We start from the raw sequence: 21367 nt of genomic DNA, 5'->3' as shown, positions 1-21367 counted from the left end.
GGTTATCTTTTTTTGCCCTGACCCGGCCCTACAGGTAATCGCGATAAACGCGGCTCTTTGCCACCTTCAGGGCTTATCCACCCATGCGTCTTCCCACGTTTCGTCAGCGTTTTTCCTACCACTGCATTGCTTACAGCCTACTGATGACCAGCGCCGCGTCCTGCCTGGTGATTAGCCATAACGCCGTCGCTGCATCGGCCACTCAGCGTTATGCGATTGCAGCGGGCCCTCTGGACAATGCACTGAGCCAGTTCGCCTCGGCCGCCAACGTGATTCTGTCGTTCTCGCCGCAACAGACCAGCCGTTTGCGCAGTGTCGGGTTGAACGGCAACTTCACCGTCGACCAAGGTTTTGCCCAACTGCTGCAAGGCTCAGGTTTGCAAGCCGTACCGCAGGCGCCGGGCAGTTACATTCTGCAGGCGCTGCCAAACGGTGATTCGCTGGAGCTGGCCCCGACCAACATCAATGGTCAGTTGGCCAACCCGATGAATCTGGATTACGCGGCGGACGTCGGATACAAGGCGCAGAACAGTCGAATCGGTACGAAAACCAGTACGCCGTTGTCGGAAACGCCGCGCTCGGTGTCAGTCGTTACCGCACAACGCATGAAAGATCAGAAATCTCAGACACTCACCGAGGTGCTCGGCTACGTGCCGGGGATCTTTGCCCCACCGTTCGCCGCCGGCGACAGTCTGGCTGGAGACCTTTTCTATATTCGCGGTTTCAACGCCACCGATTATGGCTACGGTCTGTTGCGCGATGGACTACGCGTACAGGGCAACCGCTATGACACCAGCACCGAGCCGTACGGACTTGAGCGAGTAGAGATTTTCCGCGGCCCATCTTCTCTGCTGTATGGGGAAAACGCACCCGGTGGTCTGGTCAATCTGGTCAGCAAACGCCCGACTGCAGCACCGCAAGGTGAAGTGCAATTGGGTTATGGCTCGAACAATCGCCGGCAGATCGGCGTCGATGTCTCCGGCCCGCTCAATGACAGCGGCAACGTACTCGGACGCGTGGTGATGCTTGGCCGCAAGTCCGACACCCAGACCGATCACGTTCCGGACGACCGTATCTACATCGCGCCATCGCTGACCCTGAATTTCGACGATTACAACACGCTGACCCTGCTGGCCAACTACCAGAAGGATCACACCAACATGGAACTTGGCCTACCGGCCGCCGGGACTTTGCTGACCAACCCCAACGGCAAGTTATCCAAAGGCACCATGCTCGGCGACCCGGACTGGAACACGTTCGAACGGGAAACCTGGAGCACCGGCTACGAATTCAGCCACTCGTTCAACGACGACTGGCAGTTCCGCCAGAACTCGCGCTACATGCAGTCGCGCATTACCCGCCACGAAACCTGGCCGGGCAACCTCAATAACGCCGGGTTCGGTACGCGTCTGAACATGACTGCCTACGATCGCTTCAACAAATCGATGGTGTACTCGCTGGATAACCAGCTGGAAGGCAAATTCCAGGTCGGCGGTCTGGAGAACACCGTGTTGTTCGGCGCCAGCTACGATCGCACCTCCTTTAATCAGGACTGGAACGCCGGCATCGTCGGGCCGATCGATGTGTATAACCCGGTGTACCTGCGCGATCCGACCACACCGATTGCGGTGCAAAACACCTTGCTGGAACAGCAGATGAAAGGGGTTTATGCACAGATCCAGAGCAAGTACGACCACTGGCTGTTCCTACTCGGTGGCCGTCAGGATTGGGTCGACAGTGATTTTCGCGACAAGGTCGCTCAGTCGAGCGACATCAGCTCCGAGGACAAGAAGTTCACCTATCAGGGCGGCGTGATGTACCAGTTCGACAACGGCATGACGCCGTATGTCAGCTACTCGACCTCGTTCGTGCCGGTGCAGCAGATTTCCAATGCCGGCGCGCCGCTCGATCCGATCACCAGCAGCCAATATGAAGTGGGCCTGAAGTACGAACCGATCGGCTGGGACACTGCCTTCACAGCATCGGTGTATGACCTGCGCAAAAAGGACGACACCTACTTCGACGCCACTACATCGAGCTACCGCCAGGTGGGCGAAAGCCGTTCCAAGGGTGTGGAACTGGAACTCAACAGCAACCTGACCCAGAACCTCAACGTCACTGCGGCCTATACCTACACCGACGCGCGAATCACCAAGGATGCCGCGACGTCATTGGTCAAAGGCCATCAAATGACCGGCGTGCCACGTAATCAGGCCTCGGTCTGGGCGAAATACCGTTTCCTCGATGGCGACTTGAAAGGTTTGTACTTAGGCGGCGGTGTGCGTTACTTCGACAGTGCCTTCGCTTACACCTCGCCTTCTCTCTACGGAAAGCTGGATGCCGGCGACGTCACTTTGGTGGATGCGGCCATCGGTTATCAGATCGATACGCACTGGAGCGTCGACCTGAATGCGAAGAACCTGTTCGACAAGGAATATGTGTCGGGTTGCAACGACGCGGGTCGTTGCTATTGGGGTGAGGATCGCACTCTGCTCGGTACGGTTTCCTACAACTGGTAAAACGAAAAAGGGGCTGTGGATAAATTGTCCACAGCCCCTATTTGTCATTTGCCGATACAGAAACTGGAAAAGATTCGACCCAACAGATCATCAGAGCTGAAAGCCCCGGTTATTTCGCCGAGAGAATGTTGGGCCTGGCGTAAATCCTCGGCCAGTAACTCGCCAGCGCCAGCCAAGGTCAGCTGGGCGCGGCCGTGTTCCAGTGCCGCACTGGCGTGGCGCAAGGCCTCCAGATGCCGGCGACGTGCACTGAAACTGCTTTCCGACGTCTGCTCGTAACCCATGCAGGCTTTGAGATGATCGCGCAACAGATCCAGACCTTCACCGGCGGATTTGGCGCTGAGACTGATCGTCACGTGCCCGTCTTCGCTGGTTTCCAGAACAATGGCTTCGCCGGTCAGGTCGGCTTTATTGCGGATCAAGGTGACTTTCGCCGGATCCGGCCGGGTTTCGAGGAATTCTGGCCAGAGGGCAAACGGATCCAGTGCTTCCGGCGCAGTGGCGTCGACTACCAGCAACACCCGATCAGCTTCGCCAATGGCTTTCAATGCGCGCTCGACGCCGATCTTTTCCACATGATCATCGGTATCACGCAGGCCAGCGGTATCGACAACGTGCAACGGCATGCCGTCGATGTGGATATGTTCACGGAGGATGTCGCGAGTGGTGCCGGCGATCTCTGTCACGATTGCCGCTTCGCGACCGGCCAACGCATTCAACAGGCTGGACTTTCCGGCGTTCGGACGGCCGGCGATCACTACGGTCATGCCATCGCGCAGCAATGCGCCCTGCCCGGCTTCGCGCAGCACTGTGGATAATTCATCACGGACTTTGTCGAGCATGCTCAGCACATGGCCATCGGCGAGGAAGTCGATTTCTTCTTCCGGGAAGTCGATGGCGGCTTCGACGTAGATGCGCAGACCGATCAACTGTTCGGTCAAGTTATGCACACGCTGGGAAAACGCCCCCTGCAATGAACGCAGGGCATTACGTGCAGCCTGTGCAGAACTGGCTTCGATCAAATCGGCAATCGCCTCGGCCTGGGCCAGGTCGAGTTTGTCATTGAGGAATGCGCGTTCGCTGAATTCGCCCGGGCGCGCCAGACGGCAGCCCAGTTCCAGGCAGCGTTTGAGCAACATATCCAGAACGATGGGGCCGCCGTGGCCCTGCAATTCCAGAACGTCTTCACCGGTGAACGAGTTCGGCCCCGGGAAATACAGCGCCAGACCTTCGTCCAGCACCTGTTTGTCGTCAGTGAAAAACGGGCCGTAATGGGCGTAACGCGGTTTCAGTTCGCGGCCGCTGATGGCTTTCGCCGCAACACTGGCCAACGGCCCGGAAATACGGACGATGCCCACACCACCACGACCTTGGGCGGTGGCGACGGCGGCGATGGTTTCACGAGGTACGCTCATAAACCGGAATCCAGACAAAAATGACAGATAGCAAAACGCCCCACTAGGGGGCGTTTTGAGTGGTTATCCACAGTGTAAATCAAGCGGCTGCTTTGGTAGCCCGTTCGATCTTACGTGTGATGTACCACTGTTGGGTGATGGACAGGCAGTTGTTCACAACCCAGTACAGCACCAGACCCGCCGGGAACCACAGGAAGAAGAACGTGAAGATGATTGGCATCATTTTCATGACCTTCGCCTGCATCGGATCCGGAGGAGTCGGGTTCAACTGCTGCTGGATAAACATGGTTGCGCCCATGATGATCGGCAGAATGAAGAACGGATCCTTGATCGACAGGTCAGTGATCCACAGCATGAACGGCGCCTGGCGCATTTCAACGCTTTCCAGCAGAACCCAGTACAGCGAAAGGAAAACCGGCATCTGCACGAGGATTGGCAAGCAACCACCCAGCGGATTGATCTTCTCTTTCTTGTACAGCTCCATCATGGCTTGCGACATTTTCTGCCGGTCATCGCCATGTTGTTCTTTCAGTGCAGCCAGTTTCGGTGCAACGGCACGCATACGCGCCATCGATTTGTAGCTGGCAGCCGACAGAGGGAAGAAAAGACCCTTGATCAGCATGGTCAGGAAGATGATCGACCAGCCCCAGTTACCAACGATCGCGTGGATGTGTTGCAGCAACCAGAAGATCGGTTGAGCAATGAACCACAGAATGCCGTAGTCGACGGTCAGTTCCAGACCTGGGGACAACTGCTTCAGCACAGCCTGGCTTTTCGGACCGGCGTACAGCACAGCGCTGGTTTCAACTTTGGCACCTGGTGCAGCGGTCAGTGTTGGACCGGTGTAACCGATGATGTAGTTGCCTTTGCTGTCTTTACGGGTCTGAACGACGTTGTTTTCGCCCTTCGCCGGAATCCACGCGGTCACGAAGTAGTGTTGCAGCCAGGCTACCCAACCACCGGTGACGGTTTCTTTCAGCTGCGCCTTGTCCATGTCCTTCATGGACACTTTCTTGTACGGCTCCGAACTTGTCCACAGGGCAGCGCCCAGGTAAGTCGCGGTGCCAGTAGCAGTGGTGGACGAAGGGTCAGCGCTGTTATCACGCTTCAACTGAGCAAACATTGCGCCGTTCCAGGGCTGAGCGCTCTGGTTATCCACAATGTAGGAAACGGCTACGTCGTACAGGCCGCGTTTCAGGGTGAAACGCTTGATGTAATTGACGCCGTCCTTGCTGAACTTCAGGTCTACGACCAATTGGTCCTGACCGTCAGCCAGTTGATAAGTCTTCTTCTCCGAGGAGTAGACCGGACGACCGGCCGGGTTTGCGTCCGGGCCGTTGGTGCCGATCAGACCGCTTTGGGCCAGATAAACACGTTCGCCGCCGTTATCGAACAGCTGGAACGGAACATCAGGACGATCCTGACGACGTGGATACAGAGGCAAGGTCAGTTGAGCAACATCACCACCTTGTGGATCGATCGCGAGATCGAGCACGTCGGTTTTGATCTGGATCAGATCCTTGCTGGCGGCTACCGGTGTTTCGGCAGGTGCGCTGGTATCGCTAGCGGCGCGCGGAATATCGTCACTGGCGGCAGCATTATTGCCAGTGGCGGTGTCCGGCAAACCGGATGTAGTCGTACTGGAAGCAACATTCTGAGTCGGCAAAGCAGCCTGACCATAGTCCTGGTTCCATTTAAGAACCATAACGTAGGCCACGATTGCCAGGGCGACGATCAGGATCGTGCGTTTGATATCCATGATTACTCGGCCATCGAAGAAGAACGGGAGGTAGGGATAGGTGGAACCGGGTCATAACCACCGGGATTCCACGGATGACAGCGACCTAAACGACGAAAGGTCAGCCAGCCACCGCGCAGAAGGCCATGATTTTCAATGGCTTCATACGCGTAGCAGGAACAACTGGGGTAGAAACGACAGTGGCTGGCCATCAAAGGACTAATGGCATAGCGATAAAACTGGATCGGAACGAGGGCCAGTTTACGCATCAGGACTGTCTACCCCTACAGTTTCGGTTTTGACTTCTGGAACTGGCTTGCTGCGTGCCAGACGCTTCCAGAGCTTGCCGAAATGCTGAATCAATTCGGGGTTTTCTACATCGCCAAGACCTTTGCGCGCGACGATAACGATGTCCCAGCCGACCAGTGAATCCTGGTGCAGACGAAACGATTCGCGCATCAAACGTTTGAGGCGATTGCGCTCAACGGAGAGCTTTACGCTCTTTTTCCCGATAACCAGCCCGAGACGGGGGTGATCAAGATCGTTGTTGCGTGCAAGGAGCAGGAGATTTTTCCCCGGAACCTTGCCGGTAGGGGAGTCAAAGACTGCCTTGAAATGCCGGGGGGTAAGCAGACGCTTTTCCCGACTGAAGTCCTGACTCACCTCCAGTACCGGATTATCAAACTGCCAGACGCGCACGACCTTTGGCGCGGCGACGCGACAGGACAGCACGGCCGTTCTTGGTAGCCATGCGAGCACGGAAGCCGTGAGTACGGGCGCGTTTGATAGTGCTTGGTTGGAAAGTACGTTTCATTGTCGTGTTACCTGGTTCGTCCACAACGGGCCGGAATGGCCCCCGTTTTAAGAGACCGGGGATTCTAGAGAAAGCAAGCCCTCAGGTCAATTTCCAACCAGCGTTTCCTTATAAATAGATCTGGGGGGCCTTTGTGGCTGAAAGCCTGTCTGCCAAACATAAAAATAAAGAAGGGACTTATTTAAAGCTTTTTTGTAAAGCTTATAGAAGCTAGGGCCGTCATCTTCTGTGGATAAGTGCCATGAGCCCATATTTAACGTGATGTACAGAGAATGACAACTACAGTGGAAAACCGTGTTCAGCCTGTGCTGCACTGTCGGATAACCTGTGCGTGGAATGGCCTGTTATCCACAGGCAGGTTATCCACCGAGTTCAACCCCCAGTTGTCCAGTGCCCTCAGGGGCGGTTATCCACAGAGCTTATTCACACACCGTTGGTCACCTTTTTTTGGTTTAACGCATTGATAAATCATGTTCACCGGGCAACCTGCATGTGGATAAGTGGGCGGCTCGCCGCTACAATGGCCGCTTGTTTTTGCCTCACCGGCTTTCAACTTAGGGGATATCCGTGTCAGTGGAACTTTGGCAGCAGTGCGTGGAGCTTTTGCGCGAGGAGCTGCCTGCCCAACAATTCAACACCTGGATCCGTCCACTACAGGTCGAAGCCGAAGGCGACGAGTTGCGCGTCTACGCACCGAACCGTTTTGTTCTGGACTGGGTCAACGAAAAGTACCTGGGGCGCGTCCTTGAACTGCTGGATGAGCACGGCAACGGCATGGCGCCTGCGCTTTCCTTATTAATAGGCAGCAAACGCAGCTCGGCACCGCGTGCCGCACCGAATGCGCCACTGGCGGCAGCGCAAGCTTCCCAGGCGCAAGCGAATGCTGCCCCGGTGAACACGCCAGCACCGACTCAGACGCCAGCACCGAGCGCCAAGCGCTCGACGCAGAAAAGCCCGGAAGTCAGCGATGAACCGTCTCGCGACAGCTTCGATCCGATGTCCGGCGCCGCTTCGCAGCAGGCCCCGGTTCGCGCCGAGCAACGCACTGTGCAAGTCGAAGGTGCGCTCAAGCACACCAGCTACCTGAACCGTACGTTCACCTTCGAGAATTTCGTCGAAGGTAAATCCAACCAGCTCGCCCGCGCGGCGGCCTGGCAAGTGGCGGATAACCCGAAGCACGGCTACAACCCACTCTTCCTTTATGGTGGCGTTGGCCTGGGTAAAACTCACTTGATGCACGCGGTGGGTAACCATCTATTAAAGAAGAACCCGAATGCCAAGGTCGTGTACCTGCATTCCGAGCGTTTCGTGGCCGACATGGTCAAGGCGCTGCAGCTGAACGCGATCAACGAGTTCAAGCGTTTCTACCGTTCGGTGGATGCGCTGCTCATCGATGACATTCAGTTCTTCGCCCGTAAAGAGCGTTCGCAGGAAGAGTTTTTCCACACCTTCAACGCGCTGCTTGAAGGTGGCCAGCAGGTCATTCTCACCAGTGACCGCTATCCGAAAGAAATCGAAGGCCTTGAAGAGCGCCTTAAATCCCGGTTTGGCTGGGGCCTGACGGTTGCCGTCGAGCCGCCGGAACTGGAAACCCGCGTAGCGATCTTGATGAAAAAGGCTGATCAGGCCAAAGTCGACTTGCCGCACGACGCCGCGTTCTTCATCGCCCAGCGTATTCGTTCCAACGTCCGTGAGCTGGAAGGCGCGCTGAAACGCGTGATCGCCCACTCGCACTTCATGGGCCGCGACATCACCATCGAGCTGATTCGCGAATCCCTGAAAGACCTGTTGGCGTTGCAGGACAAACTGGTCTCTGTGGATAACATTCAGCGCACCGTCGCCGAGTACTACAAGATCAAGATCTCTGACTTGTTGTCCAAGCGCCGTTCGCGCTCGGTCGCACGTCCGCGTCAGGTGGCGATGGCGTTGTCCAAGGAATTGACCAACCACAGCCTGCCGGAAATCGGCGATGTGTTTGGCGGCCGCGACCACACCACCGTGTTGCACGCCTGCCGCAAGATCAACGAACTTAAGGAATCCGACGCGGACATCCGCGAGGACTACAAGAACCTGCTGCGTACACTGACCACTTGATGAACACCAGCGCAGCTTATTAAGGCAAGGGACTAGACCATGCATTTCACCATTCAACGCGAAGCCCTGTTGAAACCCCTGCAACTGGTCGCAGGCGTCGTCGAGCGTCGACAGACCTTGCCGGTACTGTCCAACGTGCTGTTGGTAGTCGAAGGCCAGCAACTGTCGCTGACCGGTACCGACCTTGAGGTCGAGCTGGTCGGTCGTGTGCAACTTGAAGAGCCTGCGGAAACAGGTTCCATCACCGTGCCTGCGCGCAAGCTGATGGACATCTGCAAAAGCCTGCCCAACGATGCGCTGATCGACATCAAAGTCGACGAGCAGAAGCTGGTGGTCAAGGCCGGCCGTAGCCGTTTCACCCTGTCGACTCTACCTGCCAACGACTTCCCGACCGTTGAAGAAGGCCCGGGTTCGCTGACCTGCAGCCTTGAGCAAAGCAAACTGCGTCGTTTGATCGAACGCACCAGTTTCGCCATGGCTCAGCAGGACGTGCGTTATTACCTCAACGGCATGCTGCTGGAAGTGTCCGAAGGCATCATCCGCGCCGTGGCCACCGACGGTCACCGTCTGGCCATGTGCTCGATGAAAGCCGATATCGGTCAGCCGGATCGCCATCAGGTGATCGTGCCGCGCAAAGGTATTCTCGAACTGGCACGTCTGCTCACCGAGCCGGACGGCAATGTCAGCATCGTTTTGGGTCAGCATCACATCCGCGCCACCACCGGCGAATTCACCTTCACCTCGAAACTGGTCGACGGTAAATTCCCGGACTACGAGCGCGTTCTGCCGAAGGGCGGCGACAAGCTGGTATTGGGCGATCGCCAAGCGCTGCGTGAAGCGTTCAGCCGTACCGCGATTCTGTCCAACGAGAAATACCGCGGTATCCGTCTGCAACTGGCCAACGGTCAGTTGAAGATCCAGGCCAACAACCCGGAGCAGGAAGAAGCGGAAGAAGAAGTGGGCGTTGAATACAACGGCGGCTCCTTGGAAATCGGCTTCAACGTGAGCTATCTGCTCGACGTGCTGGGCGTGATGACCACCGAGCAGGTTCGCCTGATTTTGTCCGACTCCAACAGCAGTGCGCTGGTGCAAGAGTCCGACAACGACGACTCGGCTTACGTTGTCATGCCGATGCGTCTGTAATCAGCTGACCCTGGATGTCCTTAAGTCGTGTTTCGGTCACCGCGGTGCGCAATCTGCACCCGGTGACCTTCTCCCCCTCCCCCCGCATCAACATTCTTTACGGCGCCAACGGCAGCGGCAAAACCAGTGTTCTGGAAGCCATTCATCTGCTGGGGCTTGCCCGTTCGTTTCGTAGCACGCGTCTGTTGCCGGTAATCCAGTACGAACAACTCGCCTGTACCGTGTTCGGTCAGGTCGAATTGGCCGAGGGTGGCCATAGCGCTTTGGGCATCTCGCGCGATCGTCAGGGCGAGTTCCAGATTCGCATCGACGGGCAGAACGCCCGCAGCGCTGCGCAACTGGCGGAGATCCTGCCGCTGCAGTTGATCAACCCCGACAGCTTCCGCCTGCTTGAAGGCGCGCCGAAGATTCGCCGGCAGTTTCTCGACTGGGGCGTGTTCCACGTTGAGCCGCGTTTCATGGCTACCTGGCAGCGTTTGCAGAAGGCCTTGCGCCAGAGAAACTCCTGGCTGCGGCATGGTACACTTGACGCCGTTTCGCAAGCGGTTTGGGACAGGGAACTGTGCCAGGCCAGCGCTGAAATCGATGAATACCGCCGCGCTTACATCAAAGCCTTGAAACCAGTCTTTGAACAAACCTTGAGCGAACTGGTTGAGCTCGAAGGTTTGACGCTCAGCTATTACCGAGGCTGGGACAAAGACCGGGAATTGAGCGCCGTACTGGCTGGGTCCCTGCAACGGGATCAGCAAATGGGTCATACCCAGGCCGGACCGCAACGCGCTGATTTGCGTCTTAGATTGGGCGCACACAACGCCGCGGACATTTTGTCCCGGGGTCAGCAGAAGTTGGTGGTCTGTGCACTGCGGATTGCCCAAGGGCACTTGGTCAGCCAGGCCCGACGCGGTCAGTGTATTTATCTGGTGGATGACCTGCCGTCCGAACTGGACGAGAACCACCGCCGCGCGCTGTGCCGTTTGCTGGAAGACTTACGCTGCCAGGTGTTTATCACCTGTGTAGATCACGAATTATTGAGGGAAGGCTGGCAGACGGAAACGCCAGTCGCTTTGTTCCACGTGGAACAGGGCCGTATCACCCAGACCCACGACCATCGGGAGTGAAGGCATTGAGCGAAGAAAATACGTACGACTCAACGAGCATTAAAGTGCTGAAAGGCCTGGATGCCGTACGCAAACGTCCCGGTATGTACATTGGTGACACCGACGATGGCAGCGGTCTGCACCACATGGTGTTCGAGGTGGTCGACAACTCGATCGACGAAGCCCTCGCCGGCCACTGCGACGACATCAGCATCATCATCCACCCGGATGAGTCCATCACCGTTAAAGACAACGGCCGTGGCATCCCGGTAGACGTGCACAAAGAGGAAGGCGTTTCCGCCGCCGAGGTCATCATGACCGTCCTCCACGCTGGCGGTAAGTTCGACGACAACTCCTACAAAGTATCCGGCGGTCTGCACGGTGTAGGTGTTTCGGTAGTGAACGCGCTGTCCGAAGAACTGGTTCTGACCGTTCGCCGCAGCGGCAAGATCTGGGAACAGACCTACGTCCACGGCGTGCCTCAGGCACCGATGGCCATTGTTGGTGACAGCGAAACCACCGGCACCCAGATTCACTTCAAGCCGTCGGCTGACACCTTCAAGAATATCCACTTCAGCTGGGACATCCTGGCGAAGCGTATTCGTGAGCTGTCCTTCCTCAACTCCGGTGTCGGCATCGTCCTCAAGGACGAGCGCAGCGGCAAGGAAGAGCTGTTCAAATACGAAGGCGGCCTGCGTGCGTTCGTTGAATACCTGAACACCAACAAGACTGCGGTCAACCAGGTGTTCCACTTCAACATCCAGCGTGAAGACGGCATCGGCGTGGAAATCGCCCTGCAGTGGAACGACAGCTTCAACGAGAACCTGTTGTGCTTCACCAACAACATTCCGCAGCGCGACGGCGGCACCCACCTGGTGGGCTTCCGTTCGGCACTGACGCGTAACCTGAACACCTACATCGAAGCCGAAGGCCTGGCGAAGAAGCACAAAGTCGCCACCACCGGTGACGATGCCCGCGAAGGCCTGACCGCGATCATTTCGGTGAAGGTGCCGGATCCGAAGTTCAGCTCGCAGACCAAAGACAAGCTGGTCTCTTCCGAAGTGAAGACCGCGGTCGAACAGGAAATGGGCAAGTACTTCTCCGACTTCCTCCTGGAAAACCCGAACGAAGCCAAGCTGGTCGTCGGCAAGATGATCGACGCCGCGCGTGCCCGTGAAGCCGCGCGTAAAGCCCGTGAGATGACCCGCCGCAAAGGCGCGCTGGACATCGCCGGTCTGCCGGGCAAGCTCGCTGACTGCCAGGAAAAAGACCCGGCGCTCTCCGAACTGTACCTCGTGGAAGGTGACTCCGCGGGCGGCTCTGCCAAGCAGGGCCGTAACCGCAAGACCCAGGCGATCCTGCCGTTGAAGGGCAAGATCCTCAACGTCGAGAAAGCCCGTTTCGACAAGATGATCTCTTCCCAGGAAGTGGGCACCTTGATCACCGCACTGGGCTGCGGCATCGGTCGCGACGAGTACAACATCGACAAGCTGCGTTATCACAACATCATCATCATGACCGATGCTGACGTCGACGGTTCGCACATCCGTACCCTGCTGCTGACCTTCTTCTTCCGTCAGTTGCCGGAGCTGATCGAGCGTGGCTACATCTACATCGCTCAGCCGCCGTTGTACAAGGTCAAGAAAGGCAAGCAAGAGCAATACATCAAAGACGACGACGCCATGGAAGAGTACATGACGCAGTCGGCCCTGGAAGATGCGAGCCTGCACCTGAACGAAGAAGCCCCGGGCATTTCCGGGGAAGCGCTCGAGCGTCTGGTAAATGACTTCCGCATGGTAATGAAGACCCTCAAGCGTCTGTCGCGCCTGTACCCGCAGGAACTGACCGAGCACTTCATCTACCTGCCGGCCGTGAGCCTGGAAAAGCTCGGCGACCACGCAGCGATGCAAGAGTGGCTGGCCCAGTACGAAGCGCGTCTGCGTACCGTGGAAAAATCCGGTCTGGTCTACAAGGCCAGTCTGCGTGAAGACCGTGAACGTGGCGTGTGGCTGCCAGAGGTCGAACTGATCTCCCACGGCCTGTCGAACTACGTCACCTTCAACCGCGACTTCTTCGGCAGCAATGACTACAAAACCGTCGTCACCCTCGGCGCTCAGTTGAGCACCCTGCTCGACGAAGGCGCGTACATCCAGCGCGGCGAGCGCAAGAAAGCAGTCACCGAGTTCAAGGAAGCACTGGACTGGCTGATGGCTGAAAGCACCAAGCGCCACACCATTCAGCGATACAAAGGTCTGGGCGAAATGAACCCGGATCAGCTGTGGGAAACCACCATGGACCCAAGCGTGCGCCGCATGCTGAAAGTCACCATCGAAGACGCCATCGGCGCAGACCAGATCTTCAACACCCTGATGGGTGATGCGGTCGAACCTCGCCGTGACTTCATCGAGAGCAATGCGTTGGCGGTTTCGAACCTGGATTTCTAACGAATTCTGTTCGGACTTGAAGTAAAAAATAAACCCCGGTGAGTTTTGGCTCATCGGGGTTTATACGTTTCAAGCATCCCTCCATGCATACAAGTCTGCGTCATGATTTGTATGTACATGTTTTCCGGATTGATAACTCCTCGCGTCAGTGCAACGCTCTGTCTGGCTACTTTCGACTTATTCATTCAGCAGAGGATTTACCGTTGAGCGAACAGCATCAGACGTTTGAAGGCCTCAAATACCGAACCGACAGTGGAGTGGAGTATTGGTCTGCCCGAGACCTTGCTCCGCTGCTGGAATACAGAACGTGGCGTAACTTCGAGAACGTTATCGCCAAGGCTATACAAGCTTGTGAACACGGTGATCATTCGGCATCCGACCATTTTGTTGAAGCCAGCAAAATGGTCTCCTTGGGGTCTGGTTCTCTGCGAGAACTGAAGGATATCCACCTCTCCCGCTATGCCTGCTATCTGGTTGTCCAGAACGGAGATCCATCCAAGCCCGTCATCGCCGCAGGGCAAACCTACTTTGCGATTCAGACCCGACGTCAGGAGCTGACAGACGATTCCGAATTTCAGAGTCTAAGGGACGATCAGAAGCGTTTGCTGCTGCGCAATGAGTTACGCGAGCACAACAAACTTCTGGTTGAAACGGCACAGCAGGCAGGCGTTGAGACAGAATTGGATTTCGCCGTTTTCCAGAATCATGGATATCAAGGGCTCTACGGAGGACTTGATCAGAAAGCGATCCACCAGCGCAAAGGCCTCAAAAAAAGCCAAAAAATTCTTGATCACATGGGCTCGACTGAACTGGCCGCTAATTTATTTCGAGCGACTCAGGCTGAAGATAAATTGCGTCGCGACAATGTTCAGGGCAAGCAACAAGCTAACGACGTTCACCTGCAGGTTGGTCGAAAAGTCAGAGAGACCATTTCCGAACTTGGCGGCACCATGCCAGAGGATCTTCCAATGCCGGCTACCAGCATCAAGCAGTTGGAATCTGCGATCAAAAAATTGAAGGGTCGCGCCGGAGAAGAGTGAAACAACCAGAACCATTAGTGCGAGTTCGACACCACACTCTCCAACCGATACCCATACCCATAAATCGTCAACAACTGCCAACCTCGATCCGCCGTCAGCCCGAGCTTGTTCCGCAGGCGATAGATATGCGTATCCAGCGGCCGCGACGAAGCCATCTCCTCATGCGGCCAAAATCGTTCATACAGATAATCCCGCGATAACGGCCTCCCCAGGTTGCTGAACAGACACCGCGCCAGTCGATACTCGCGCTCGGTCATGACAATCGGCTTTCCCTCGCGAGTGACGGTGAGTTCAGCGTCATCAAACGTCAGATCATTAAAGCTCAGCACTTCTGTCGCCGCCGCACGTTGCTGGCTGTGCCGACGCAATACTGCAGCGACCCGCGCCTTCAATTCATTCGGCCGAAACGGCTTGCTCACATAATCATCCGCCCCCGCATTCAACGCCTGAACGATATCGCTCTCGCCATCACGGCTGGTGAGCATGATCGCTGCCGGTGGCGCTTCCATGTGTTCGCGGGTCCAGCGCAGCAGGGCCAGGCCGGTGAGGTCGGGCAGTTGCCAGTCGAGGATCAGCAGGTCGAAGGTTTCCCGGCGCAGTTGGCGCAGCAGGTCTTCACCGCGTTCGAAGCTGTGCAGTGACCACGGCTGTTCGCCGGCATCGGCCATTTGCTGCAGGGTTTGCTCGACCCGGCGCAGTTCGGCGGGTTCGTCGTCCAGAATCGCAACGCGCATTCGCGGTTATTCCTTGTTGCTTGGGCAGTTGGCGGACAACCATAGTCGCTCGGCCCTCGCAGTGAAAGTAAGCAGCCCGCCGTTGGTCGACGTCCGCTATGATTCTTCGGGTCTACGTCTCAGACCTGTGGCCCATGAAACCATTCACCCTGCCCTGCCGTTTTTCCAAATGAACACTAATCGCCGGCGCGAAAGCCGCGAGCCCAGCCAGGTGCAGCGCCTGTTCCGACAGCTGGTGCGTGAGTGGTTGTGGATAAGTCTAGTGCTGTTGCCGCTGACTGCGCTGTTGTCGTATCGCGCGCAGATCAACCTGCACGGTGCGGCTCCCGTCATGGGGGCGATGCTTTCGGTTGGGCTGGTGGCGTGCGTACTTGGTTTGCTGTTGTGGCGTCCGCGCTGGGCGTTGTGGATAACGTTGGTTGGCATGGCCGGCGTGCTGCTGACCAGCGCCGGGCTGGCGGAGATGCGTCGCTGGTGGTCACCGACGCCGGCGGTGTTGGGTATGTTGTTTGGCTATCTGATCTGGAACTGGCGGCGCCTGAGTGTGGTGCTGACTTATTTCGGCTGGGAGCTGACGCGGCTGGATGGAGAGCCGAAGGTTTTCCCCGAACGCCGTCGTACGCAATTCACTGGCGCCGATCGTTTGCAGGGGCAGATCATGGCCCTCGAGCAAGCCATGAGCCGCACCCGCGATACTCGACGCTTCATCGCAGACGGTTTGGAATACTTGCCGGTCGCCACACTGATCAGCGATCCCAAGGGGCAGATCCTGCTGGGCAATCGCAAGGCCCGCGCGTTGTTCGATACCTCATTGGTGGGCGACGACGTCCTCGATCAACTCGGCCGCCTCGGCTATCCGGAATTATCCACAGAGCCACGTCCAGCGTTATCCGCCCTTCCGCTGCTGGAATTCCGTGACCACAAGGAACGCAGCCTGCGCCTGGAACGTGCCGCCCTGCTGCCGGTGGACGGTGACACGCCGATCGGCTGGCTGCTGAGCCTCACCGACCTCAGCGCGGAACGCGCGGCGGAAGAACAACGCAGCGTGTTGCTGCGCTTTCTGTCCCACGACCTGCGCGCGCCGCACTCGGCGATCCTCGCTTTGCTGGATGTGCATCGCCATCAGGCCGGGGCTGATGCGCCGTTGTTCGAACAGATCGAACGTCAGGTGCGCCGCGCGCTGGATCTGACCGACGGTTTTGTTCTGCTGGCGCGAGCCGAGTCTGAGACTTACCAATTTCAACCGACGTTGTTCGCGATGCTGGTGCTCGACGTGCTGGATCAAGCGTTGCCCATTGCCCAGCAGAAACGCATCGAGTTGCTGCATGACATGGATGAAGAGTCGCAGGAACGTCTGATCAATGCCGATCAAGGCTTGCTGACCCGCGCGCTGTTCAACCTGCTGGAAAACGCGATCAAGTACAGCCCGGCCGGCACCACGATCACCCTGCGGGTCCGTTGCCGTGAGGAATGGTTGCACTGTGAATTGATCGATCAAGGCAAAGGCATCGCCGCCGATGAATTGCCGGATCTGTTCAGTCAGTACCGCCGTTTTTCCTCCGCCCAAGGCATCGATGGTGTGGGGCTGGGCCTGTCGATGGTCAAAGCGGTGGTTGATCACCATGGCGGTAAAATCGAATGCCGCAGCGTGGTGGATCAAGGCACTACGTTCCTGCTGGAGTTACCGCTGATTCACGAATAATCAGGCACAAAAAAACCGGCTATATCAGCCGGTTTTTTTACATCGGAAAAAAACTTATGCACCTTTTACGGTCTTTTATGAGCTTGAGAAATATATAAGTAAATCAATAACTTAATCTCAATATTCAAGCCTTTTCAAACAAACCGTACACAGGTTATCCACAAAATCTCAGACAGCGATCTGATCATTGGCGACTGGTGCCTGCGGGGCCGGTGGCAGAGAGCCCATTTCGCGTTGAGTCTTCTCGTTCCAGGCTTGCACCCGGTCGTTCAACTCGGCAATGGCGCGCGGGCCTGTGCCTTCGGCGTACATCGGTTCGCCGATGACCACAGTGATCACGCCGGACTTTTTACCCCAGCCGACTTTCGGCCAGAATTTGCCGGCATTGTGTGCAATCGGCAGTACCGGAAGCGCCGCATTCACTGCCAAAGCGCTGCCACTGCGGGAGAACTTGCCGACAGTGCCAAACGGCACGCGTGTGCCTTCCGGAAAGATCAGCACCCAAACGTTGTCCTTGAGCAGCTCGTCACCTTTGGCGGCGACTTGTTTCAGTGCAGCTTTCGGGTTGTCACGGTCAATCGCGATCGGCCGCAACATGGCCATGGCCCAGCCGAAGAACGGCACGTAAAGCAGTTCGCGTTTGAGCACTTGGCTCAACGGCGAGAAATAAGCGGAGAGAAAGAACGTCTCCCAGGTGCTCTGGTGGTTCGATTGAATCACGCAGGGCCGGTCAGGCACGTTTTCCGCGCCCTTGATTTCGTAACGGATACCGAGAAACACCTTGGTCAACCACAAGGCGCAACGGCACCAGTACACGTTGATAAAACGATAACGCGCCTTGAACGGCAGAAACGGCGCGATGAAAAAACTCAAGCTGCACCACAGCAGGGAGGTGGTGCCCAGCAGCAGGTAAAAGAGAAAAATCCTGATGGCCCGCAGTATCGACATAGTGACGTTTACCGTGACGGGGCAATGCCCGAGTGTTCAAGCGCACTCCCGATCAATCCCTGGTCAGGAACTTCAGAAGTACTCTAGTTGTGGATAAGTTCTGCGGCAATCGCCGCCAGATCGTCAAAAATCAGAGTGCCAACCGGCAGGGTTTTGCCCTGAGTCTTTTCGCCTTTTCCGGTCTTTACCAAAACTGGCTGTGAATCGACGGCTTTGGCAGCCTCCAGGTCACCAAGGCTGTCGCCGACGAACCAGACATTGCTCAGCTCGACGTCGTAGTGCGCCGCGATGGTTTTCAACATCCCCGGTTTCGGCTTGCGGCAATCGCAGCCTTCGTCCGGCCCATGCGGGCAGTACACGATCAGCCCGACTTCACCGCCCTGCTCCGCGACCAGCTCACGCAAGCGCGCGTGCATGGCATCGAGGGTGGCGAGGTCGTAATAGCCGCGAGCAATGCCCGACTGGTTGGTGGCCACCGCCACCGTCCAGCCGGCCTTGCTCAACTGCGCAATTGCTTCGATCGAGCCGGGCAACGGAATCCACTCCTCCACCGACTTGATATAAGCGTCGGAGTCGTAATTGATCACTCCGTCCCGATCGAGAATCAGCAGTTTCAACAGCAATCCCTCAACCCAGCAGCGAAATGTCGGCAACGCCGAGGAACAGACCACGCAGACGCGCCAGCAGCGCGTAACGGTTGGCCCGCACATTGGCGTCGTCGGCATTGACCATCACCGCGTCGAAGAACGCATCCACCGGCTCACGCAATGCCGCCAGGCGTGCCAGCGATTCGTTGTACTGACGCGCCGCAGCCATCGGCTGTACCGCTTGATCCGCTTGCTGGATCGCCGAGTACAGCGAGAACTCGTTGGCGTTGTCGAAGTACTTCGCTTGTACCTCGGTCGGTACCGCGCCTTCGAGTTTGCTCAACAGGTTCGATACACGCTTGTTCACCGCCGCCAGCGCTGCTGCTTCCGGCAGTTTGCGGAAGGCCTGCACCGCTTGCACACGCTGATCGAAGTCCAGCGCCGAACCCGGCTTCAGGGCACGTACCGACAGGTAAGTGGCGACTTCAACGCCTTCGTCTTCATAACGCGCACGCAGACGGTCGAAGATGAATTCCAGCACGGACTCGTTGAGGCCGGCAGCCTTGACCTTGGTGCCGAACGCATTAACGGCGAAAGCCACGGCGTCATTCAGGTCGAGATCGAGCTTCTTCTCGATGAGGATACGCAGCACGCCGAGTGCCGCACGGCGCAGGGCGTACGGGTCTTTGCTACCGGTTGGCAGCATGCCGATACCGAAGATACCGACCAGAGTGTCGAGCTTGTCAGCGATCGCGACGGCCGCACCGGTCAGGGTGGCTGGCAGTTCAGCACCGGCACCGCGTGGCATGTACTGCTCGTTCAGCGCCAGCGCGACGTCTTCCGGCTCGCCGTCATTGAGGGCGTAGTAGTAACCGGCAACACCTTGCATTTCCGGGAACTCGCCAACCATTTCGGTGGCCAGGTCGCACTTCGACAGCAGGCCAGCGCGTGCCGCCCACGAAGCGTTGCCGCCAATGCGAGCGGCGATGTACGCAGCCAGTTTCGATACGCGCTCGGCCTTGTCGTAGACGCTGCCGAGTTTTTCCTGGAACACCACGTTCTGCAGGCGCAGGTTGAAGTCTTCGAGTTTCTGCTTCTTGTCTTGCTTGAAGAAGAACTCGGCGTCGGTCAGGCGTGGGCGAACCACTTTCTCGTTACCGGCGATGATCTGCTGTGGATCTTTGCTTTCGATGTTGGCCACGGTGATGAAACGTGGCAGCAACTTGCCGTCGGCATCCAGCAGGCAGAAGTACTTCTGGTTGTCCTGCATGGTGGTGATCAGCGCTTCTTGCGGCACGTCGAGGAAACGTTCCTCGAACGAGCACACCAGCGGCACCGGCCATTCAACCAGCGCGGTGACTTCGTCGAGCAGCGCCGGCGGAACGATTGCGGTGCCTTCCTGACGGGTGGCCAGCTCTTCGGTGCGCTTGCTGATGATCTCGCGACGCTCGTTGGCGTCGGCCAGCACGTAAGCGGCACGCAGGTCGGCGAGGTAGCTCGACGGCGAACCGATGCGCACGCTTTCCGGGTGATGGAAACGGTGACCACGGGAATCACGGCCAGCCTTCTGCGCGAGGATCGTGCAGTCGATGACCTGGTCACCGAGCAGCATCACCAGCCATTGGGTCGGACGCACGAACTCTTCCTTGCGCGCACCCCAACGCATGCGTTTCGGGATCGGCAGGTCGTTCAGCGAATCTTCGACGATGGTCGGCAGCAGGCTCGCGGTCGGCTTGCCGGCGATGCTCTGGCTGTAACGCAGTTTCGGGCCGCTCTGGTCGATTTCGCTCAGATCAACGCCGCACTTCTTGGCGAAACCCAGTGCTGCTTGCGTTGGATTACCTTCAGCGTCGAACGCCGCCTGACGTGGCGGGCCGTCGAGGTTGATGCTGCGATCCGGTTGCTGGGTGGCCAGCGCGGTGATCAGCACAGCCAGACGGCGCGGCGCGGCGTAGACGGTTTTAGTCTCGTAGCTCAGGCCGGCGGCTTGCAGGCCCTTGTCGATACCGGCGAGGAACGCGTCAGCCAGGGTGTTCAGGGCTTTCGGTGGCAGTTCTTCGGTGCCCAGTTCAACCAGAAAATCTTGCGCACTCATTGTGCTGCCTCCAGCTTGGCCAGTACTTCGTCACGCAGGTCCGGGGTCGCCATCGGGAAGCCCAGCTTGGCGCGCGCCAGCAGGTAGGCTTGCGCAACGGAACGCGCCAGGGTGCGTACGCGCAGAATGTATTGCTGACGCGCGGTCACCGAGATCGCCCGGCGCGCATCCAGCAGGTTGAAGGTGTGCGAGGCCTTCAACACCATTTCGTAGCTCGGCAACGGCAGCGGCTGGTCGAGTTCGATCAGGCGCTTGGCTTCGCTTTCATAGAAGTCGAACAGTTCGAACAGTTTGTCGACGTTGGCGTGTTCGAAGTTGTAAGTGGACTGCTCCACTTCGTTCTGGTGGAACACGTCGCCGTAGGTGACTTTGCCCATCGGGCCGTCAGCCCAGACCAGGTCGTAGACCGAATCCACGCCTTGCAGGTACATGGCCAGACGCTCAAGACCGTATGTGATCTCGCCGGTCACCGGGTAGCACTCGATGCCGCCCGCCTGTTGGAAGTAAGTGAACTGCGTCACTTCCATACCGTTCAGCCAGACTTCCCAGCCCAGACCCCAGGCGCCGAGGGTCGGCGATTCCCAGTTGTCTTCGACGAAGCGGATGTCGTGAACCAGTGGATCGAGGCCGACATGCTTGAGGGAGCCCAGGTACAGTTCCTGGAAGTTGTCCGGGTTCGGCTTGAGCACGACCTGGAACTGATAGTAGTGCTGCAGACGGTTCGGGTTTTCGCCGTAACGGCCGTCAGTCGGACGGCGGCTTGGCTGCACGTAAGCGGCGTTCCAGGTTTCCGGGCCGATGGCACGGAGGAAGGTCGCGGTGTGGAAAGTGCCGGCGCCTACTTCCATATCGTAGGGCTGAAGTACCACGCAACCTTGCTCGGCCCAGTATTGCTGGAGCGCGAGGATCAAGTCTTGGAAGGTACGCACGGCTGGCGTAGGCTGGCTCACGAAATTCACCTGTTTCTTGGGCTGCGATTTAAAGAGCGGGAGTATAC

The 21367-nt window shown here is 57.6% G+C and carries 17 protein-coding genes; 7 read left to right on the top strand and 10 right to left on the bottom strand.

All coding sequences use genetic code 11. The features are described 5' to 3' along the window. Window positions 1-83: 83 nt before the first annotated feature. Window positions 84-2519, top strand: a complete 2436-nt coding sequence (locus ACP3TY_RS25605) for a TonB-dependent siderophore receptor (RefSeq protein WP_282351261.1) — start codon at window positions 84-86, stop codon at window positions 2517-2519. Between the two features lie 44 nt (window positions 2520-2563). Here ACP3TY_RS25605 and mnmE read toward each other — a convergent pair whose 3' ends face one another. The 5 genes from mnmE to rpmH form a co-directional block, all read right to left on the bottom strand. Further along, window positions 2564-3934 carry a tRNA uridine-5-carboxymethylaminomethyl(34) synthesis GTPase MnmE gene (gene mnmE, locus ACP3TY_RS25600; RefSeq protein WP_008084392.1) on the bottom strand — a complete coding sequence of 457 codons (1371 nt, stop codon included), beginning with the start codon at window positions 3932-3934 and terminating at the stop codon, window positions 2564-2566. Between the two features lie 79 nt (window positions 3935-4013). Further along, window positions 4014-5693: a membrane protein insertase YidC gene (yidC, locus tag ACP3TY_RS25595; RefSeq protein WP_053125297.1), complete on the bottom strand. Its 1680-nt coding sequence runs from the start codon at window positions 5691-5693 to the stop codon at window positions 4014-4016. A gap of 2 nt (window positions 5694-5695) precedes the next feature. Beyond that, window positions 5696-5941, bottom strand: coding sequence for a membrane protein insertion efficiency factor YidD (yidD, locus tag ACP3TY_RS25590; RefSeq protein ID WP_010465488.1), 246 nt, complete (start codon window positions 5939-5941; stop codon window positions 5696-5698). Beyond that, on the bottom strand, window positions 5934-6335 hold the full coding sequence (gene rnpA, locus ACP3TY_RS25585) for a ribonuclease P protein component (protein ID WP_042704971.1): 402 nt from the start codon (window positions 6333-6335) through the stop codon (window positions 5934-5936). Before rnpA ends, yidD begins: the two co-directional genes overlap by 8 nt. Before the next feature lie 16 nt (window positions 6336-6351). Continuing rightward, window positions 6352-6486 carry a 50S ribosomal protein L34 gene (rpmH, locus tag ACP3TY_RS25580; protein WP_003213577.1) on the bottom strand — a complete coding sequence of 45 codons (135 nt, stop codon included), beginning with the start codon at window positions 6484-6486 and terminating at the stop codon, window positions 6352-6354. A gap of 567 nt (window positions 6487-7053) precedes the next feature. Here rpmH and dnaA point away from each other — a divergent pair. From dnaA to dinD, 5 genes are all read left to right on the top strand, one after another. Then, on the top strand, window positions 7054-8580 hold the full coding sequence (gene dnaA, locus ACP3TY_RS25575) for a chromosomal replication initiator protein DnaA (RefSeq protein ID WP_159813307.1): 1527 nt from the start codon (window positions 7054-7056) through the stop codon (window positions 8578-8580). A gap of 39 nt (window positions 8581-8619) precedes the next feature. After that, window positions 8620-9723 (top strand): DNA polymerase III subunit beta, encoded by a 1104-nt coding sequence (gene dnaN, locus ACP3TY_RS25570; protein ID WP_053125301.1) that lies wholly within the window; start codon window positions 8620-8622, stop codon window positions 9721-9723. Between the two features lie 14 nt (window positions 9724-9737). After that, entirely contained in the window at window positions 9738-10841 is a 1104-nt protein-coding gene (recF, locus tag ACP3TY_RS25565) for a DNA replication/repair protein RecF (protein WP_053125303.1), read from the top strand. 5 nt (window positions 10842-10846) lie between these two features. Further along, window positions 10847-13264 carry a DNA topoisomerase (ATP-hydrolyzing) subunit B gene (gyrB, locus tag ACP3TY_RS25560; protein ID WP_008084382.1) on the top strand — a complete coding sequence of 806 codons (2418 nt, stop codon included), beginning with the start codon at window positions 10847-10849 and terminating at the stop codon, window positions 13262-13264. A 203-nt stretch (window positions 13265-13467) separates the two neighbouring features. After that, window positions 13468-14304 carry a DNA damage-inducible protein D gene (dinD, locus tag ACP3TY_RS25555; protein ID WP_426618763.1) on the top strand — a complete coding sequence of 279 codons (837 nt, stop codon included), beginning with the start codon at window positions 13468-13470 and terminating at the stop codon, window positions 14302-14304. Between the two features lie 14 nt (window positions 14305-14318). On the opposite strand, the gene ACP3TY_RS25550 is transcribed toward dinD, so the two are convergent. Then, window positions 14319-15038 carry a response regulator transcription factor gene (locus ACP3TY_RS25550; protein ID WP_127925274.1) on the bottom strand — a complete coding sequence of 240 codons (720 nt, stop codon included), beginning with the start codon at window positions 15036-15038 and terminating at the stop codon, window positions 14319-14321. Between the two features lie 169 nt (window positions 15039-15207). Here ACP3TY_RS25550 and ACP3TY_RS25545 point away from each other — a divergent pair, with 169 nt between their 5' ends. After that, complete coding sequence (locus ACP3TY_RS25545; RefSeq protein ID WP_426618762.1) at window positions 15208-16740, top strand: ATP-binding protein; 1533 nt, start codon at window positions 15208-15210, stop codon at window positions 16738-16740. Window positions 16741-16908: 168 nt separating this feature from the next. Here the strand turns inward: ACP3TY_RS25545 and ACP3TY_RS25540 are convergent, their stop codons facing one another. The 4 genes from ACP3TY_RS25540 to glyQ form a co-directional block, all read right to left on the bottom strand. Beyond that, complete coding sequence (locus ACP3TY_RS25540; RefSeq protein ID WP_212545434.1) at window positions 16909-17688, bottom strand: lysophospholipid acyltransferase family protein; 780 nt, start codon at window positions 17686-17688, stop codon at window positions 16909-16911. A gap of 83 nt (window positions 17689-17771) precedes the next feature. Next, window positions 17772-18311 carry a D-glycero-beta-D-manno-heptose 1,7-bisphosphate 7-phosphatase gene (gmhB, locus tag ACP3TY_RS25535; protein ID WP_426618761.1) on the bottom strand — a complete coding sequence of 180 codons (540 nt, stop codon included), beginning with the start codon at window positions 18309-18311 and terminating at the stop codon, window positions 17772-17774. Window positions 18312-18315: 4 nt separating this feature from the next. Beyond that, a complete protein-coding gene (gene glyS / locus ACP3TY_RS25530) occupies window positions 18316-20370 on the bottom strand; it encodes a glycine--tRNA ligase subunit beta (RefSeq protein WP_159813435.1) in 2055 nt (684 codons plus the stop codon). After that, the gene (glyQ, locus tag ACP3TY_RS25525) at window positions 20367-21320 is read right to left on the bottom strand and encodes a glycine--tRNA ligase subunit alpha (RefSeq protein ID WP_025112261.1); all 954 of its coding nucleotides are present in this window, start codon (window positions 21318-21320) and stop codon (window positions 20367-20369) included. Before glyQ ends, glyS begins: the two co-directional genes overlap by 4 nt. Window positions 21321-21367 lie beyond the last annotated feature (47 nt).

The organism is Pseudomonas rustica, from assembly GCF_049959085.1.
GTDB classification, from domain to species: domain Bacteria; phylum Pseudomonadota; class Gammaproteobacteria; order Pseudomonadales; family Pseudomonadaceae; genus Aquipseudomonas; species Aquipseudomonas rustica.
The sequence above is the reverse complement of the archived record's forward strand: the minus strand, read 5'-3'. Positions and strand labels throughout refer to the sequence as shown.